This window comes from Hoeflea marina (genome assembly GCF_003182275.1).
In the GTDB taxonomy this organism is placed as follows: Bacteria; Pseudomonadota; Alphaproteobacteria; order Rhizobiales; family Rhizobiaceae; genus Hoeflea; species Hoeflea marina.
The window spans coordinates 1,228,049-1,246,844 of sequence record NZ_QGTR01000001.1; the positions used below are offsets into that span (position 1 = coordinate 1,228,049).

The window sequence follows — 18,796 nt, forward strand, 5'->3', positions numbered from 1 at the left end:
AGGTTGGCCCCGGCAATCCCGCCCATTCCGCGATCGCATTCTCAGCTTGCAGCAGGGCGACAATGAAAAGCCCGGGAGTGCGGACTCCCGGGCTTTCGGCTCTTGATGCATGTCGCCCGAAGGCTTGCAGCGGTTTCGGGATCACGACATGCATGATTACAAAGTGCTAAAGCACATCGCGTGAATCTGGATTCCCGCGATGTGCTTCAGCGGATGCGGCGCGGCGGTCAGCTCAGCGGTGCGATCTGGATTTCGACGCGACGGTTGGCGGCACGGCCTGCTTCCGACGAGTTGTCGGCCACCGGGCGGCTCTCGCCATAGCCCTGAACATAGAAGCGCTGCGGGTTGTTGCCCTGCGAGATCAGGTAGCTCGCCACGGACTGGGCCCGCTGCTGCGAAAGCTGCTGGTTGTAGCTGTCCGAACCGGTGGAATCTGTGTGGCCGGCAACGTCGACCAGCGAGCGCTCGAACTTCTTGAGCACCAGCGCCACCGAATTGAGCGTGTTGTAGAACTGCGGCTTGAGCGCGGACTGGTCGCTGTCGAACGTGATGTTGGACGGCATGTTGAGCACGATGTTGTTGCCGACGCGGGTCACGGAGACACCGGTGCCCTGCAGCTGGGCGCGCAGTTCGTTTTCCTGCTGGTCCATGTAGCCGCCGATGGCGCCGCCGGCGAGCGCGCCGACACCCGCGCCGATCAGCGCGTTGCGGCGGTCATTGCCGCCCGCCAGCATGCCGAGGCCGGCACCAGCGACAGCACCCAGAGCGGCGCCGCCGGCCAGGTTGGAGACCTTCGACTGGCCGGTATAGGGATCCGTCGTGCAGGCCGACAGGAAGGCTGCGGCGACAACCGCGGTGACAATTTGCATCTTCATATGAGTAGCCCCTGAGAATGGAAGTTTGGCGACTATACGCCCAAATGCGGCAGTATGATGAATGAACAGGCGGCGAAAATCTACTCGTCCAGCATCTCGCGTACCGCGGTCGCCAGTTGCTTGAGTGAGAACGGCTTGGGCAGGAAGCCGAACTTGGCGTCTGCCGGCAGGTTGCGGGCGAAGGCATCCTCGGCATAACCGGAGACGAAGATGAACTTCATGTCCGGATAATCCTTGCGCAATTCGCGCAGCAATGTCGGTCCGTCCATTTCCGGCATCACCACATCCGAGACGATGATATCCACCTTGCCGCCGAGTTCCTCAAGCACTTCCAGCGCCTCGACGCCGTTGCCGGCCTCGTGCACTTCATAGCCCCGGGCCTCCAGGATCCGCTTGCCGCCGCGGCGGACCGCCTCCTCGTCCTCCACAAGCAGCACCACGGCCGACCCCCCGGTCAGGTCCTCGGGACCGGCCTCGGCGGCCTTGGCGAGCCGGGCCTGGGCCGCTTCGGCCTCGACCTGCGCCTCCGCGGTCAGCTCGACCACCTCCTCGACATGGCGCGGCAGGTAGATGCGGAACACGGTGCCCTTGCCGACGGTGGAATCGGGATAGATGTAGCCACCCGACTGCTTGACGATTCCGTAGACCATCGACAGGCCTAGCCCGGTGCCCTTGCCCACTTCCTTGGTGGTGAAGAACGGCTCGAAGATCTGTTCGAGCACATCTGGCGTGATGCCCGTGCCTTCGTCCTCGACCTCGATGAGCACGTAGTCGCTCACCTCCATGCCGCGATGATTGAGCGCGCTGATCTCGCCGCTCTCGACATTGCGGGTCCGGATGGTCACCGTGCCGCCCGCCGGCATGGCGTCACGGGCATTGACGGTCAGATTGATGAGAACCTGCTCGAACTGTCCTAGATCGGTCTTCACGGGCCAAAGGTCGCGGGCGAAATCCAGCTGCAGCTTGACGCTGGTGCCGGTAAGCCGATCGACCAGCATCCTGAGATCGCCGATCACGTCGGTCATCGACAGCACCGTCGGCCGCATTGTCTGCTTGCGCGAGAACGCCAGCAGCTGCCGCACCAGCACCGCGGCGCGGTTGGCGTTCCGCTTGATTTCCATCAGGTCCGCGAAGCTCGAATCCGACGGACGGAGCGACAGCAGCAGATGGTCCGATGACAGCAGGATTGCGGTCAGCACATTGTTGAAATCGTGGGCGATGCCGCCCGCCAAGGTGCCGACCGCGTTCATCTTCTGGGTCTGGGCCATCTGCGCCTCGAGCGCCTTCTGCTCGGTGGTCTCCACCGCATAGATGATGGCGGTCTCCTCGGGCTCGTCATCGGTATGGTCGATCACCGCATTGACGTAATAGCGGAAATACCGTTCCTCGACCGTGGGGTGCCGGCCATCGATGGGCGAAATCGACCCCTGCTTGTCGGCAGCCTGGGCGAGCGCCTCGGCGAATGCCTTCTGGTCGTCGGGCCTGAGAACGCTGTCGAAAGCCGCGCCGCGCTCCATGTCGTCGCGCGTCACGAGCCCCGCGAACATCTGCAGGAACGGCGCATTGGTGCGCAGGATCCGGCCGCGCGCGTCCACCGAGGCGATGGCCATCGGCGTGTTGTTGAAAAAACGGGTGAAGCGCATTTCGGCGCTGGCCACGTCATGGACGCCGTTGGCGCCCTCGGCCCGCGAGATGACGATCGTGCGGCTTTCGCCCGGCGCGCCGTCGCGGGTCGCCGACACGCGGTGGATCATGCGCACCGGCAGGCTCTGGCCGTTGGTCTTGAGCAGATCGAGATCCAGCTGCGCCGTCCGGTTGCGGCCCGGCTCGGCCTGCACGGACTCGATCAGCGCCATGCCGGCGCCCGCCACGAGATCGCGCAGCATCAGCTGCCCGGGCAGGAATGCGGTCAGGTCGATGCCCAGCCAGTCGGCGAGCGTCGCATTCAGGTAGACGATGTCCCCGCCCCTGCCGGCCGAGAAAAAGCCGCTGGGCGCATGATCGAGATAGTCGATGGCGTGCTGGAGTTCCTTGAACACCAGTTCCTGCTCGGTGCGCTCGTGGCTGATGTCGGACAACTGCCAGCTCATCAGCCGCTCGTCGGTGTCGGGCCGGGCGATCGGCCGGCCGCGCAGCCGGTACCAGTAGGCCCCGCTGCCGTTGTCGGCAGCCGGGTTGAGCGGCTGCGTCATGCGGAATTCTTCCTGGCCGTCCCGACCTTCGCGCATGGCGTTGGTCAGCCGGTAGACCGCCTCGGTCGACTCCTTGTGCCGCGACAGGATAGCCTCGATCGACTGCACGTCTGCGGCCCGCGCCGATCCGGTGATCGCTCCATAGGCCTGGTTGGCATAGATGACCCGGTCCTTGGAATCGGTGATCAGCGTGCCTTCCGGATGCGAATCCATGAAGGCGCGCGCCAGCGGGTCGGAGAGCGATTTCGGCATGATGGCGACAAAGCCGATCACGGTCGACACCAGAAAGAAGATACCCACCACGGCCAGGACGCCCAGCACCGCCAGCATCAGTTCATTGTTGAGCTTGTCCTTGAAGATGAAGAACACGACGGACGCGCCGATCATCACCAGGGCCAGAAACACCAGCCGCGATACCGAGCGCGGTTTTGCGCTCCGGTCGACTAGCGGGACCGTCTTTCCGGCGCCAGGATTAGTCTCTGTCATGAACCATTCTTTCGTCCCGCCAGCCATGCCACCGGGCTTGAATCACATTGCGCGGCGCATGGAAACCCGAAACCGCCGCGTGCGTCCAGATGCTCTACAGCATTGCCTGTTGATTCTGCGAAAAAAAGCGCCACGATGGAACGCGGACTGATGGATGCGGGTTCAGCGAGGGCGGGAAAACCCGCTTCCCGGCTTGTGCCGCCCCGGAAATCCCATCATATGCGCGCAATCGCGTGAGATGCGCCAATGCATGCCAGTTGAGGAATGACATCATGTTTCAGGATATGCTTGCAGGAAAAGGCGAAAGCCTGGGAATGGCCATCGGGGTGGTCGCCCTCGCCCTTGTCGCGCTGTTCCTCGTCTTCTGGTTCATGCGCAGTCGCTCCGCCTCCACATTCATCCGCGGCGGACGCAACCGCCAGCCGCGGCTCGCGGTGCTCGACGCGGCAGCCGTCGATGCCCGCCGGCGCCTCGTGCTGGTCCGCCGCGACGACGTCGAGCATCTGATCATGATCGGCGGCCCCACCGATCTGGTGATCGAAAGCCGCATCATCCCTGGCCATTCCAATCCGGCGCAGGAAGCGCAGCCGGTGCCGATCCCGGTGACGGCGACCATGCGCCCCGCGCAGCCGCAAACGCAGCGCCGCCGCCCCGACCAGATCGCGGAGCCATCTTCCAGGACAGAAGACGAGCCTGTGGCCGCGGCCGCTCCTGCCAGGGAGCAGCGCAGCGAACCGGCCCGACAGCCCGAACGGCCGCCGGTGATTGCCGCCGCCTCCGAACCCGCCGTGTCAGCCCCCGCCTCGCCCGTGGCCGCCCCCGCCTCGCCCGTGGCCGCCCCGGTCGCCGCACGTGCCGTCGCCGCTCCTTCGGTTTCGTCCGGCGCCCAGAACGGCCCGCGGCAGAGCGAGCCGGTTCGCCCGCAGGCGCCGACGGTCCCGCCCGCCGCTCCCCGCCCCGCGGCCCAGAGCGCCCATTCCTTCGCCACCACGACGCCGTTCGCCTCGCGCGCCACACCCGCCTGGATCCCGCAGGCGCCGAAGCCAGCGGCAGAGGAGCGTGGCCGGGGCGAAGACGGCGTCCGCGGGACTGAGAACGCACCGGACAGGGCGGAGCGGCCGGACGTGAAGCAGGACATGAAACACCGGCCCGAGGAGCAGCAGGGCGATGTCCGGGAAACCGCCATGGAAGCGCTCGACGCCGCTCGCCTCCGGGTGCTGCCCACCGCTGCCGCCGCCCCGGTGCAGGCAGCGCAGGCGCCGCGGCAAGCGGCCGAGGCGCCCGCCCACGCGCCCGAGCCGGCACGGACGGCCGAGGCTTACGAGCCCTCGATCGACTACACCATCATGGAGGCCGGCGGCGACGACTTTGAATCCATCCTGGAGGCAGAACTGTCCAGCGATCTGTCGGATCTGGATCTGGGACCGCCCCGCGCTTCCGCCGACAAGTCCAATGACAGGAAGGCGGAGCCAACCGTCGAGAATGCGAAGAACCGCGACGAACTGCAGGAAGAGATGGAAAAGCTGCTGGGCGACCTGTCGATCCGCCCCTGAAATGAAACAGCCACCGGTTTCCCGCATCGGCCGGAAATCGGTGGCTGCAAACGGCTCATCCGCATGGACCGTCGGTCCGGCGGGAGACTATTCGTCGCGATAGACCTTCTCGCGTCGCTCGTGGCGTTCCTGGGCTTCGATCGACAAGGTCGCGATCGGCCGCGCATCGAGCCGCTTCAGGCTGATGGGCTCGCCGGTTTCCTCGCAATAGCCGTAGGTGCCTTCGTCGATCCTCGCCATGGCGGAATCGATCTTGGATATCAGCTTGCGCTGCCGGTCGCGCGCTCTCAACTCGATGGCGCGGTCTGTTTCCGATGACGCCCTGTCGGCGATATCGGCATGGTTGGCGCTTTCCTCGGCCAGATGGTCGAGGGTCTCGCGCGCTTCCTTCAGGATGTCATTTTTCCAGGCAACAAGCTTTGAGCGGAAATACGCCCGCTGCTTGAGATTCATGAACTCCTCGTCGTCCGAGGGCACATAGGAGGAAAAATCGATATCATCACTCATCGCGATTCTCCCGGAACTACCAATTTCGGCTGGTGTATAGCCACCCTAACCGGGCGTTACAAGCATTAAAGTCGCCTGTCACAGGAATTTCATTCATGTTGCCATGCCGCGTCAAAGGATTGAATTTGAAGAGCTAAGGGTCTTTGTTGGTCACGCCGATACACACTTGCGCGTCGGCTGATGAACCAGCTCGCAATGGTTGAACGTGGTCCCGCCGGGTCCCTTCGCGCGAAAATCGGCCTCGTTCTTTTTGCGCATTGCGGGCGCGCGGCGAATCTCTACATTCCGGCAATGACCGATGCCGAAGGCCAGACCATGAGAATTTTTCTTGTCCGCCACGCCCATGCCGGCTGGCCGGCTTCCGGTGCGCGCGATTTCGACCGCCCGCTCGATGAGCGCGGCCGGGAGGAGGCGTCCCGGCTCGCCGCAGCCATGGTCGTCAATGGATTTGCGCCTGAGGTCATCCTGTGCTCGGGCGCCAGCCGGTGCACCCAGACGCTGGCGGTGCTGCTCCACTCCGCGCTCGCCACGCCGCGGCTCGTCACCAACGACATGATGTATTCCGGGTCGGTCCAGACCTATCTCGACCTGATCGCAGCCGAAGCCGCCGCCGGTTCCGCATCGGTCATGCTCGTCGGCCACAACCCGATGATCGAGGAGACAGCGCGCGCGCTGCTGCAGTCGAGCCCTGACGCCCTGGACAAGGCCCTCGGGAACGGTTTTCCGACCGCCGGGCTGTTGATCGCCGACACCGCGCCCGGCGGCGACCTGCGGAAATGCCGCTTCGTCGGACTGCTCAGCCCGGTCGATGCCTGACCGCCGGATCGGGAGGATCTTTCAATCGAGGCCTTCACCGCCTATATGCGGACGAGCCCGTCCACCGGCCCGCCCCGTATGGAGTTCCCCGCCTTGTCGCCTCCTCTCACCAGCCTTGCCGACGAAGCGCGGATCGCCCTCGACACCATTGCCGATCGCGCCGGATCGCTGGTGCAGCCGACGCTGCGTCTCGGTGTCACCGGCCTGTCGCGCGCCGGCAAGACGGTCTTCATCACCTCGCTGGTGCACAATCTGATCCATTCCGGACGAATGCCGATGTTTGCCGCCGCCCATTCCGGCCGCATCGCCCGCGCCTGGCTCGAGCCGCAGCCCGACGATGCGGTGCCCCGCTTCCAGTATGAGGACCACGTCGCCCGGCTGATCAACGACCGAGTATGGCCCGATTCCACCCGTGCCATTTCCGAGCTGCGTCTCGTCATCGAGTATGAATCGGCCAGCGGCTGGAACCGGCTGTTCTCGGGCGGCAGGCTCTGTCTCGATATCGTCGACTACCCGGGCGAATGGCTGCTCGATCTGCCACTGCTCGGTCAGGATTTCCGCGAATTCGCCGCGAGGGCAGTGGAACTGGCGCGGTCGCCCGCCAGATCCGATCTCGCCGGCCCGTGGCTCGCCAAGGCCGCCTCGGTCGATCCGAAAGCGCCGGCGAGCGAGACCACGGCGCGCGAACTCGCCGCCCTGTTCACCGACTATCTGCGCGCCTGCAAGGCCGACGACCGGGCGCTGTCCACCCTGCCGCCCGGCCGCTTCCTGATGCCCGGCGACCTGGACGGTTCTCCGGCCCTGACCTTTGCACCCCTCCCCGATCTGCCCGAGGCGGCGCCGCCGCGCGGCTCGCTGCAGGCGATGATGGAGCGCCGCTTCGAAAGCTACAAGTCGGTCGTGGTCAAGCCGTTCTTTCGCGAGCACGTCACCCGGCTGGACCGCCAGATCGTGCTCATCGACGCCATGCAGGCCATGAATGCCGGCCGCGAGGCGGTGATGGACCTGGAACGCGCGCTCTCGGATGTGCTGATGAGCTTCCGTCCCGGCCGTGCGGGCCTGCTGTCGGGCCTGTTTTCGCGCCGCATCGACAAGGTGCTGATCGCAGCCACCAAGGCCGACCACCTGCATCATGAAAGCCACGACCGCCTTGAAGCGCTGGTCCGGCGCATCGTCGAGCGCGCCGCCCTGCGCATCGGGTCCTCCGGCGCCGACATCGAGGTCATTGCCATGGCAGCCGTCCGCGCCACCCGCGAAGCCACGTCCCGGCATGAGGGAGAGGATCTCGGCCTGATCGTCGGCACGCCGCTCGAAGGCGAGCGCATCGACGGCAGGCTGTTTGACGGCAACAGCCAAACAGCCATATTTCCCGGTGACTTGCCGGCAAATCCGGAATCATTCTTCAAGCTGCTTGAATCATCGCCTCAAGCATCCCTGCCGGAAATCAACGTCGTCCGCTTCCGGCCCCCGCTCATCGAGCACGGCGAAGGCGGCATCAAGCTGTCGCTGCCGCACATCAGGCTCGACCGGGCGATGGACTATCTTCTGGGAGACCGCCTGGCATGACCACATCCGACGATGGAAAGCCTGACGGGATCTCCGGCCGCAAGCCGCGCGCCTTCACGCTCGACCAACAGGCCGCGCCGAAGCCGCAGGCCGCCGCCGACCCCGTCAGGCCGTCGCGCAAGCCGATGGCCATTTCCGCGCCGGTGGTCATTACGCCGCCGGAGGAAGACCCGTTCCTGGGCTCCGCCGCCGCGGCCGAGCTCGATCCCGTGGCGCTGAGACCAAAGCGGCGCTGGACCGCGGGCGGCGTGCTGATGGCCAGCCTCGGCATTCTCGCTTCGCTGGCCATCGGCGTCTGGACCGAGGCGCTGATCAGCAGCCTGTTCGCGGAACTGCCCTGGCTCGGCTGGTTCGCCACCGGCGTCACCGCCATTGCCCTGATGGCACTCGTCGTGCTCGTCGTCCGCGAGGTCCGCGGGCTGTCGCGGCTGACCAGCGTCGCGGTGCTGCGCGCCGATCTCGCGAGCGCCGGCCGCGCCGTCAGCGCCACCGAGGCGCACAAGCTGATTGCCCGGGTCCTCGCCCTCCTCGACGGCAAGCCCGAGACGGCGCGCGGCCGCAAGGCCATCGATGCGCTCGAAGGCGAGATCGTCGACGGCCCGAACCTCATCGAATTTGCCGAGCGCGAATTGCTTGCGGGCCTCGACCGCCAGGCCCGCACACTGACCCTCAACGCCGCCCGCCGTGTCTCCGTCGTCACCGCCGTCAGTCCACGCGCCATCGTCGATGTCGCCTATGTGGTGTTCGAGGCGACCCGGCTCATCCGGGCCATGGCGAAACTCTATGGCGGCCGGCCCGGCACGCTCGGCATGCTCAGACTTTCGCGCGACGTCATCGCCCACCTCGCCGTCACCGGGACGGTGGCGGCAGGCGACAGCATCATCCAGCAGCTTGTCGGCCACGGAGTGGCTGCGAAACTCTCCGCCCGTCTGGGCGAAGGCGTCATCAACGGGCTGATGACGGCCCGAATCGGCATCTCGGCCATGGATCTGTGCCGGCCGATGCCCTTTGCCGCGCTCAGCCGTCCGGGCAGCAGCGAGTTCCTCACCGAGCTGGCGCGTTTCAACCAGCGCCAGGGCGACAGCGTCAGGGAGGAATAGGCCGGGCGCCGGCACACGGCGGCGCTTCGCGCTCGCGAACGCTCCCCAACATTGCGGTTCCAGGCTGTGACATTCTTGTGATATAGCGGCCAAATCGACTTTGGCATTGCAGCCGGATCCCGACGCGTTACGGTTCGTTAACCATTCCGCGTCAAATCTGATGCAAGACCCCAGCCCGGATCAGGTGTGCCCATGCTCTCGAAACTTCGCGTCCTATCGCTAGCCGTTCTGGCCGTCACCGGCTCGCTCGCCGCAACGGCCATGGCGGCGCCCGCCCACGCCAACGACAAGGCATTCTTCGAATCGGTCGGCGGCACCTGGAAAGGCCCGGGCGAAATCGTCGCCGGCAAGTACAAGGGCACCAAGTTCGTCTGCAATCTCATCGGCGACCCTGCCCGCTCGCGCGCGGCAGGCATCACCCTTGACGGCACCTGCCGCGTCGGCGTCTTCAATCAGAAGATGTCGGCCACGATCACCCAGAAGGGCAAGAGCTACACCGGGAAGTTCCTTGACGGCGCCGCCGGAGAAGGCCTCGACATTGTTTCGGGCCGCGTCACCGCCGACCGGGTCACCATGGGCATCAACCGCAAGAAGCTCAACGGCGCCATGGTTGCCAGGCTCAACGACTCCGAGACCCTCAACATCACCATCTCGGTCTCGGTCGGCGCGACGCTGGTTCCCGTCATCGGCATGACGCTCAAGCGCGACGCACAGGAAGTCGCGACCACCGGCGCCATCCGCTGAGGCATGTCGCCCGAAAGTGCGCAGCGGCTTCGCGATGACGACATGCATGGTGACAGAGCCAAAGCGCATCGTGTGAAGTCTGAAATAGCGCGGTGTGATTTGCAGACCTTCCAGACGAAGTGAATCCCGCTACGCCGCAGGATAATGCGACATATCAACAGCTTGAAGCCCCTCTGCGATTCCATGAAAAGCAGAATCGCGCCGGAACACAGCGCCTTCCGTCTGGAGATGTTGCCTGATCGGGACGAAGCATTTGTCCGCGAGGCCTCGTCGCCGAACTCCCTGCCAATCCGGCTTCCGACATAGTCATCTCAACCCGGTCGGCCTTCGGAACCCGCCATGACGGACGGGCTGCCTGACTGTTCGTTTCAGACAGCGGACTGCTGCCTGCAGGAAAGGAGATCCCCGCCGATCCGGATAGGAGCCCCTCGGCTACGGCACTCAGCTGCCATGGGTCACGCGGCATCCGACCGGACATGCCGAGGTTGGATCAGCTCGTTCTGTACATCGCCCGGACGCAAGCGATTCGCGCACCATCCTGTTGCCGATGCGGCAGCAACTTTTGGCAGCTTTCGGACCAAAAGGGCGCTCGCGTGTTCCTCTCTCAAATACAAAGCACTAAGTGGACTGCATTTTCTATGAAAGTGTATCCTCACACCATTTTGGATTGCAATTCCAGAATACAACACAACTGAACAGTCGCGACGGCGAGGCCGAGGCCTCTGACGAAAGCATCGCACCGGGGCGATACTGCCGTTTCGGAAAACAAGTTTGATTTGAAACCAGATAGACTCCGTCACGCGCGCCCGCTCTTTCGACATTGCTGGCACTGCCCCTCCCATTGCAGAAACATTCAAACCATTGAAATTACAACTTTTTTGCGGCTTTCTCAGGACACAGAGGGTTTTTTCCTGTATGCCTGTGGACAACATCCCCCTGAGCCGGTGTCCCGCGTTTCCTGCTTGATGGTTTGGTGTCGACTTTCGGTCACCCGTTCGCCGCTCCTGGAGGAACCCCATGCCGCGCCCATTGCTGTCGCCCCCGTCATCCGCCAGTGCGTCCCAAGGCTCAGGCTTCGCACCCAGACCGCCGGCTCCGGCCGCCTGACGGTCGGTTTCCAAAGCGCACGCCCGGTACGGTCCCAAGCACGGCTCGGACCGTTCGACCCATCCCACTTCGCCATTCCTCCATTCGCTCTCCAGACATCGCTCGTCTGTTGTGTGCCTCCACAGGATTCCCCATGACACGCATCCTCCCGTCGTTCCCCGGTTCCTCCGCCACGCTGCTCCGGACTTCGTGCCATGCCAGGCACCGTCAGGCGCTGCTTGCGACCGTGGCCGCAGCGACGCTTCTCGCGGCCACCCCGGCATGGGCCGACGGAGGAACTGGCGGCCTTGGCGGCGGCCCCGTCGTTTGGGAAATAGGCCCAGGCGGCGCCGGCGGGAACGTGGGGCAGAACGGAACCGACGGCGGCACCCGGGACAAGGCCGGTGGTGTCGGCGGTACAGCGCCGGGGGGCGCGGGCGGCACCCAGAACGGCCCTGTCCTGAGCTTCGGTGCGGGCGGCGGCGGCGGCGGCGGCGGTGCGGTGGCGACCGACCTCGGCAATGACGCTGTCCCCGTGGCCGCGACCGGCAGTGCCGGAGGCGCGGGCGGCGTCGGCGGCGAGGCGACCACGGGTTATGCCGGCGGCGGCGGCGGCGGCGGTGAAGGTGGCGGCGCCTACTCGATCAGCGGCCTCGGCTCCTACACGACCACCGGCGACATTCTTGGCGGCGCGGGCGGAAATGGCGGTGACGGCGGCGACGGTGGGGCTGGCGGCGCGGGCCTGACCTCTACCGACGGCAGCGGCGGCGGCGGCGGCGACGGCGGCACGGGCATAGCGGTCACCAGCGACGACGTGACGCTGACAGTCGGCGACGGCTTGATGGTTTCCGGCGGCGACGGCGGTGCCGGCGGAGCGGGCTACGCGGCGGGCGCCAACGGCGCTGGCGGTGTCGGCGTCACCGGCCAGGATCTGACAATCATCAACAACGGCACGATCTCCGGCGGCCTCGGCGGCGACGGTGTGACCCAGGCCAACGCCATTTCCTTCACCAACGGCATCAACACACTGACGCTGGGCGCCGACGGCGCAGTCAACGGCGGCATTGCGGTCGCCGGCACGCTCACGCTCCACCAGGACAGCGCCCCGACCACCTACAGCAGCGACTTCAGCGGCACGGGCACACTGATGCTCGCCGGTGGCACCACCATCACGTTGAGCGGCGACAACACCCATTCCGGCGGCACCATTGTCACCGAAGGCGCGCTGGCAATTGCCAGCGGCGGCAACCTGGGATCCGGCAACCTGACGCTCGGCGGCGGCGGTCTGATCGTCACAGACACCACCACCGTGGCCAACGCGATAGTCCTGCAGGGTGTCAACAACTCCATCCAGGTGAACGATGGCGAGGTGGTCACGGCAAGTGGCGTCGTCTCCGGTGGCCAGTTGACCAAGAACGGCACCGGCACGCTCGTGCTCTCGGGCACCAACACCTACACGGGCGGAACCGTTCTCAACTCAGGCACCGTGTCGGTTTCCGCGGATGCCAATCTGGGCGCAGGCACGGGCTCCGTGACGCTCACCACCGGCAGCACGCTGCTGGTGACCGGCGACGGCTTCACCACCGACCGCGACATTGTCATGGGCTACCAGGGCGGCGTGATCGACATCGCGCAAACAGGCACCAGCCTTACCGTGAGCGGCGACATCACCGGTTCCACCGCCCTGACCAAGGACGGCGCGGGCACGCTGGTGCTGACGGGTGACAATTCCGGCTTTTCGGGGGCCACAACGGTTGCGGACGGCAGCTTGTCGATCGCGTCCGACAGCAACCTCGGCACAGGCGACCTGACGCTCACGGGCGGCACGTTGGACGTGACCGGCAACACCACTGTGGACAACGCCATCACCCTGGGATCGGGCACATCCTCCACGATCGGCGCCATCAATGCCATCGTGACGGTGAGCGGAGTCGTGTCGGGTTCAGGCAACCTGATCAAGAGCGGCTACGGCTCGCTGGAGCTCTCGGGCACCAACACCTATTCCGGCACCACCACGGTCACGGCCGGCAACCTGGTGATCGCCTCCGACGGCAATCTCGGCTCCGGGGCCCTGACACTCGCCGGCGGCAACCTGACGGTCACCGGCACCACCACCATCGACAACGCGATCGTTCTGGCGGGCACGGACAACTACATCGACGTCGCCAACGATGCGGTCACGGTGAGCGGTGTCGTTTCCGGCACCGGCGGCTTGGTCAAGACCAGTCCGGGCACGCTGGTGCTCTCCGGCACCAACACCTACTCGGGCGTGACCAACATCTCCGGCGGCATCGTGTCCGTCTCGCGCGATGCAAACCTGGGCACGGGCGGAATGTTGATCAACGACGGCTCGCTGCAGGTCACGGGAACCGCCTACACGTCGACCAGCCGCGAGATCGCCCTGGGCTACAGCGGCGGCACCATCGACATCGTCGAGGCCGACGCCAGCCTCGAAGTGTCAGGTGTCCTGTCCAACGGATCCATCGACGGACCCCGCACCTTCACCAAGGCCGGCGCCGGCACCCTGGTGCTGTCCGGCACCAACACCTATACCGGCACGACAACGATCAACGGCGGCACGCTCTCGATTGCCGGCGACGGCAATCTGGGAACGGGCGCCCTGACACTCGCCGGCGGCGCGCTGGCGGTGACCGGCACCACGACCATCGACAACGGAATTGTCCTGACCGGCACCGGCACCATCAACGCAACCGGTGACACCGTCACGGCAAGCGGTGTCGTTTCGGGCAGCGGCAGCCTCGTCAAGGCCGGCGCCGGCACGCTGGTGCTGTCCGGCACCAACACCTACGCGGGCACGACAACTGTCAACGCCGGCGCGCTGCAGATCGCCGGCGATGGCAATCTGGGGGCCGGCTCCCTGACTCTCGCCAGCGGCACGCTAGCGGTGACCAGTTCAACGACCGTGGACAACGCAATCGTCCTGACCGGCACCGGCACCATCAACGCAACCGGTGACACCGTCACGGCAAGCGGTGTCGTTTCGGGCAGCGGCAGCCTCGTCAAGGCCGGCGCCGGCACGCTGGTGCTGTCCGGCGCCAACACTTACGCAGGCACGACAACGGTCAACGCCGGCACGCTGTCGATTGCCGGCGATGGCAACCTGGGGGCCGGCGACCTGGCGCTCAACAACGGCACGCTGAAGATCACCGGTTCCACCACGGTCGACAATTCGATTATCCTCTGGTCGGCCGCTTCCGGCACGATCGAAGTCGCCGCCGATCAGGCGGCGACCGCCAGCGGCCTGCTGTCGGGCACCGGTCGCCTGGTGAAGACCGGCGCCGGTACGCTGGTGCTCAGCGGCGCCAACGGCTATGCCGGGACCACCACCATCAATGCCGGCACGCTCTCGATCGCCGGCGACGGCAATATCGGCTCCGGGGCGCTGGTCTTCGGCGGCGGCACGCTGGACGTCACCACCAGCACCACGGTGGACAACGCCATCACCCTGACGGCGAGCACGTCGGGCACCATCAACACGACGACCGTCTCGGTGACGGCGCAGGGCATTGTCTCGGGCGCCGGAAACCTGATCAAGTCCGGCGAGGGCGTACTGGTGCTCTCGGGCCAGAACAGCTATTCCGGCACCACCACGGTCACCGCCGGCACGCTCTCAATTGCCGGTGACGGCAATCTGGGAACGGGCGACCTGACACTCGCCGGCGGCGCCCTCTCGGTGACCGGCACCACCACCATCGACAACGCCATCGTCCTGGCCGGTGTCGAGAACAACATCGATGCGGCCAGCGGCGTGGTCACAGCAAGCGGCGTTCTGTCCGGCACGGGCGGCCTGCTCAAGATGGGTTCGGGCACCATGGTCATCTCCGGCACCAACACCTATTCGGGGACGACGAAGGTCTATGGCGGAATCGTCTCGGTGTCCGCGGATGCGAATCTGGGCACGGGCGACTTGATCATCGGCGACGCCACGCTTCGGGTCACCGGGACCAGCTTCACCTCGACTGCCCGTGACATCGAAATGAACTACGGTGGCGGCACGATCGACATCGTCGACGCCGGCGCCAGCCTGGAGGCTTCCGGCGTCCTGTCCGGCGGCTACGACTTCACCAAGACCGGCGCGGGCACCCTGGAGCTCTCGGGCGACTCGAGCGGCTTCACGGGCTACACCACCGTCAGTGCCGGCACTCTCGCCGTCAATGGCACGCTGGGTGACTCCGACACATCGCTGATCGTCGCGTCCGGCGCCACGCTTGGCGGTTCCGGCACCATCGGCGGCTATGTGGAGATCCAGTCGGGCGCCACGCTTGCCACCGGCAATTCCATCGGCACGCTGAGCGTTTCGGGCAATTTCACGTTCGACGCCGGCTCGACCTACGCCGTCGAGACCAATCCCGGCGGCACGGAAAGCGACCTGTTGCACGTGACCGGCTCGGCGCTGCTGGCTGGCACCGTGCAGCATGTCGGCCTCTCCGGCGGCTATGATCCGACGGCGACCTATACCATCGTCACCGCGGACGAGGGATTCTTCGGCACAAGCTTCGATGGTGTCGTCTCCGACTTCGCCTTCCTTGATTCCTACCTGACCTACACCACCAACACGGTGGACCTGAAGCTGTCGCGCAACGATGTCGACCTCAGCGACGTGGCCGTCACGCCCAACCAGGTGTCCACCGCCACGGCACTCGGAACCCTGGCGACGGACAACCCGCTCTATGCCCAGATCATAGGTCTCAGCGAAAGCGAAGCGCAGGCGGCTTATGACGCGCTGTCGGGCGAGATGGCGGCCAGCGCCACGACCGGGCTGATTGCCGGCTCGCAGATGACGAGCCAGGCGGTCCTCGACCGCATCAACCAGGCCTTTGACGCGCCCAGCAGCGCCGGCACCGGGGTCGCCGAGGGCGACGCGGGCACCGTGGACATGTTCACCGGCCATGCCTTCTGGTCGCGCGGCTACGGCTCGGTCGGCAGCATGGACGGCGAGAACGGCACCGCCGACGTCAACCGCTCCACCGCCGGCCTCGTCACCGGCATCGACACAGCCGTCGGCGACGGCCGCATCGGCCTCTTCGCCGGCTACCAGAGCTCGCGCTTTGAGGCCGACGCCCGCGCGTCCTCCACCGACGCCGACAGCTTCCAGGCCGGCATCTATGGCGGCACCCGTCTGGGCGGCCTCAAGCTGAGCGCCGGGACCTCCTACAGCTTCAGCCAGCTCGAGACGAGCCGCACAGTCCTGGTCGGCAACATCGACGAGAGCCTCACTGGATCGACCGACGCCGGCGCCTTCCAGGCTTTTGGCGAACTGGGCTACGACATCCAGGCCGGTGCGGCGACGTTGACGCCGTTCGTCGGCGCCAGCCTGGTCTCGCTGTCGACCGACGGCTACACTGAACAGGGCGGCACGACGGCGCTGACCGTGTCGAAGTCCACCACCACCGTCACCTACACGACGATCGGCGCGCGGATCGCCTCGGCCTTCGTGCTCGGCGGCATGGATGCGCGGGTCTCGGGCATGGCCGGCTGGCGGCACGCCTTCGGCGACACCACGCCCTACTCGACCAATTCGATCAGCGGCGCCGCCTTCACCGTTCAAGGCACGCCGCTGGCCGAGAACGTCGCGGTGCTCGGCGCCGGCCTCGACTTCGACATCTCCCCCAACGCCACGTTCGGTCTTGCCTATGAGGGGCAGTTCGGCTCCGGCGTCACCGACACCGCCGGCTCGGCACGCCTGACGGTCCGTTTCTGAACGCCCTGTCGGTGGAGGTCCGGGCGTCCCGAACCTCGACCGACACCGCATCGTGCTTTGAGAGGACACTTCCGTCGAGGCATTGTCGGCGGGGATCCCTGCCGGTGCGGCAAACCAGGCCCGGGGGATTTCCAGCCGAAGTGGATTTCACTTCGCGCAAGACAACGCGACAACCAGTCGGAGCGCTCTGATGCATGTCGCGCGCGATCTGGAGGAGGACTGACGTCGCAACCGCACGACAGCGGCCAGCGCGACCGGACACGCACCGGGCTGGCGCGGCTGTTCCGCTTTCGCGGCCGAGCGGCAGAGCCCGCATTTCAACCGCCCGGCAGCCACCAGTCGCCATCGGCGCTCAGCGTTTCGATGCCGTTGGAATCGACAAGATCGGCCCAGTCGGCAATGCTGTGCAGATTCACCACCGCATCCGGTGCTATCTCGGCCAACGGCAGCATGACAAAGGCCCGTTCCGTCATGCGCGGATGCGGAACGATCAGGTCGGCGTGGTCAGACGAGAAATCCCCGTGCAGCAGCACGTCCAGATCGATGGTCCTCGGCCCCCACCTGTCCAAACGCACGCGATCGAGCCGGTGCTCGATTTCCAGGCAGGCTTCGAGCAGTCGGTGCGGATCGAGTCCGGTTTCGACCAGCGCGCAGGCATTGTGGAACCAGTGCTGGTCGGTCTTGCCCCAGGGCGGGGTGCGGTAGAGCCGCGAGACCGTGCGCACCCGGATGCCCGGCCAGGCGTCGACAAGATGCAGGGCCCTGGCCATCGTCGCAGGCGGATCGCCGAGATTGCCGCCAAGTCCTATGGCGGCGATCACGGTTGCCGCCTCAGCCACGATGGGCCACCGTCACCTCGACATGATCGAGGATGCCGGTCACGGGCGCGCTCGGCTTGCGCACGGTGATCCGTGCCTCCGTGATCTGCGGATACTCGGCCACCAGGGATCGCGCGATCTTCAGCGCCAGCGCCTCTATCAGGAAGAAGCGCTCTCCCATGACCACCGCCTCGATCAGGTTGAAGGCCTCGCCGTAATTGACGGTATCGGCGATCGAATCCTCCTCCAGCGCCGAGCTCGTCACCACCTCGAGCTCGGCGTCGACGAAGAAACGCTGGCCGAGGAACTTCTCCGCCTCGTGCAGGCCGTGGCGGGCAAAGAAGGCGCAGTTCTTGAGGCGGATCGTATAGGTGTCAGCCATGGGTCTGCTCCTGTGAGAGGCTCCAGTGGACCATAGCATCGGCGACGGCAAGCGCGTCCCTGTTGATTGCGACATTGTGCACCCGAAATACACCTGCGCCCGCGAGCCTCAGCATGGCGCTGGTCGCCGCCGTCCCGGCGTCCCGTTCACCGGCGTCACGCCCGGTCATGGTGCCGATGAATCGCTTGCGCGACGTTCCGGCCATCAGCGGCAGGCCGAGCCCGTGCAGTTCGGCAAACCGGCCAATCAGCGCCAGATTGTCGTCAAGCTCCTCCTTGGCGAAGCCGAAGCCGGGATCGAGCAGCAGGCTTTGCGCCTCGATGCCGGCCTTGCGCGCGATATCGAGCGAGCGGGTGAACCAGGCGAACTGGTCGGCGATCGGATCGGCGAGCCTCTCCCTGCCTCGCCCGGTGTGCATGATGCACACACCGGCACCGAAATCGGCGGCCACCGAAGCGATGGTGGGATCGTATTGCAGCCCCCAGACGTCGTTGACCATGTGCGCCCCCGCCTCGAGCGCCAGCCGCGCCGTCTCCGACCTGTAGGTGTCGATCGAGATGAGATATCCCCCCTCGCCCGCCAGCGCCGCGATCACCGGCAGCACACGGCGCTGCTCCTCGATGGCCCTGACGGGGTCGGCCCCCGGCCGGGTCGACTCGCCGCCGATGTCGATGATGTCGGCACCGTCGCTCACGAGCGTGCGAGCCCTGGCCACGGCCGCATCGACGCCGGGATCAAGCCCGCCATCGGAAAACGAATCCGGCGTGACGTTGAGAATGCCCATGATCCTCGCCTGCGGGCCGAGTTGCAGCCCGCGACCCTTCGCCACCGTCAGCAGCCTTGGCTCGAACACATTTCTCTGGGCAAGCATCATCGGCGTCGGCCTTCAGGGCAAATTGCAGGTCGGATCCAGTTGCATGACCCCGCGCAATGACGCAAGGTCGAAGCT

Annotated in this window: 12 protein-coding genes; 6 read left to right on the top strand and 6 right to left on the bottom strand. The window is 66.0% G+C overall.

Going from position 1 to position 18,796, the window contains the following annotated elements; translation table 11 throughout:
* Nucleotides 1-227: 227 nt before the first annotated feature.
* Together DFR52_RS05535 and cckA are read right to left on the bottom strand one after the other, a co-directional pair.
* Nucleotides 228-875, bottom strand: a complete 648-nt coding sequence (locus DFR52_RS05535; protein WP_110030854.1) for a YiaD family glycine zipper/OmpA-like lipoprotein — start codon at nt 873-875, stop codon at nt 228-230.
* Between the two features lie 80 nt (nt 876-955).
* Nucleotides 956-3,553, bottom strand: coding sequence for a cell cycle histidine kinase CckA (gene cckA / locus DFR52_RS05540; protein WP_110030855.1), 2,598 nt, complete (start codon nt 3,551-3,553; stop codon nt 956-958).
* 272 nt (nt 3,554-3,825) lie between these two features.
* On the opposite strand from cckA, the gene DFR52_RS05545 reads away from it, so the two are divergent.
* Nucleotides 3,826-5,106 carry a flagellar biosynthetic protein FliO gene (locus tag DFR52_RS05545; RefSeq protein ID WP_110030856.1) on the top strand — a complete coding sequence of 427 codons (1,281 nt, stop codon included), beginning with the start codon at nt 3,826-3,828 and terminating at the stop codon, nt 5,104-5,106.
* Nucleotides 5,107-5,193: 87 nt separating this feature from the next.
* Here the strand turns inward: DFR52_RS05545 and dksA are convergent, their stop codons facing one another.
* Nucleotides 5,194-5,613, bottom strand: coding sequence for an RNA polymerase-binding protein DksA (gene dksA, locus DFR52_RS05550; protein WP_110030857.1), 420 nt, complete (start codon nt 5,611-5,613; stop codon nt 5,194-5,196).
* Between the two features lie 315 nt (nt 5,614-5,928).
* On the opposite strand from dksA, the gene DFR52_RS05555 reads away from it, so the two are divergent.
* The 5 genes from DFR52_RS05555 (at nt 5,929) to DFR52_RS24955 (ending at nt 16,647) form a co-directional block, all read left to right on the top strand.
* The gene (locus tag DFR52_RS05555) at nt 5,929-6,429 is read left to right on the top strand and encodes a SixA phosphatase family protein (protein ID WP_158284864.1); all 501 of its coding nucleotides are present in this window, start codon (nt 5,929-5,931) and stop codon (nt 6,427-6,429) included.
* 93 nt (nt 6,430-6,522) lie between these two features.
* On the top strand, nt 6,523-7,995 hold the full coding sequence (locus DFR52_RS05560; RefSeq protein WP_110030859.1) for a YcjX family GTP-binding protein: 1,473 nt from the start codon (nt 6,523-6,525) through the stop codon (nt 7,993-7,995).
* Nucleotides 7,992-9,095: a YcjF family protein gene (locus tag DFR52_RS05565; RefSeq protein ID WP_110030860.1), complete on the top strand. Its 1,104-nt coding sequence runs from the start codon at nt 7,992-7,994 to the stop codon at nt 9,093-9,095. The genes DFR52_RS05560 and DFR52_RS05565 overlap by 4 nt, the downstream gene beginning before the upstream one ends.
* Before the next feature lie 192 nt (nt 9,096-9,287).
* The gene (locus tag DFR52_RS05570) at nt 9,288-9,839 is read left to right on the top strand and encodes a hypothetical protein (protein ID WP_110030861.1); all 552 of its coding nucleotides are present in this window, start codon (nt 9,288-9,290) and stop codon (nt 9,837-9,839) included.
* A 1,240-nt stretch (nt 9,840-11,079) separates the two neighbouring features.
* On the top strand, nt 11,080-16,647 hold the full coding sequence (locus DFR52_RS24955) for an autotransporter-associated beta strand repeat-containing protein (protein WP_158284865.1): 5,568 nt from the start codon (nt 11,080-11,082) through the stop codon (nt 16,645-16,647).
* Nucleotides 16,648-16,964: 317 nt separating this feature from the next.
* Here DFR52_RS24955 and folK read toward each other — a convergent pair whose 3' ends face one another.
* From folK to folP, 3 genes are read right to left on the bottom strand one after another with little or no spacing between them, the layout of a single operon-like run.
* Nucleotides 16,965-17,486 carry a 2-amino-4-hydroxy-6-hydroxymethyldihydropteridine diphosphokinase gene (gene folK, locus DFR52_RS05580; protein WP_110030863.1) on the bottom strand — a complete coding sequence of 174 codons (522 nt, stop codon included), beginning with the start codon at nt 17,484-17,486 and terminating at the stop codon, nt 16,965-16,967.
* Complete coding sequence (folB, locus tag DFR52_RS05585; protein ID WP_110030864.1) at nt 17,479-17,847, bottom strand: dihydroneopterin aldolase; 369 nt, start codon at nt 17,845-17,847, stop codon at nt 17,479-17,481. The genes folK and folB overlap by 8 nt, the downstream gene beginning before the upstream one ends.
* Nucleotides 17,840-18,718 (bottom strand): dihydropteroate synthase, encoded by an 879-nt coding sequence (gene folP / locus DFR52_RS05590; protein ID WP_110031151.1) that lies wholly within the window; start codon nt 18,716-18,718, stop codon nt 17,840-17,842. The genes folB and folP overlap by 8 nt, the downstream gene beginning before the upstream one ends.
* Nucleotides 18,719-18,796 lie beyond the last annotated feature (78 nt).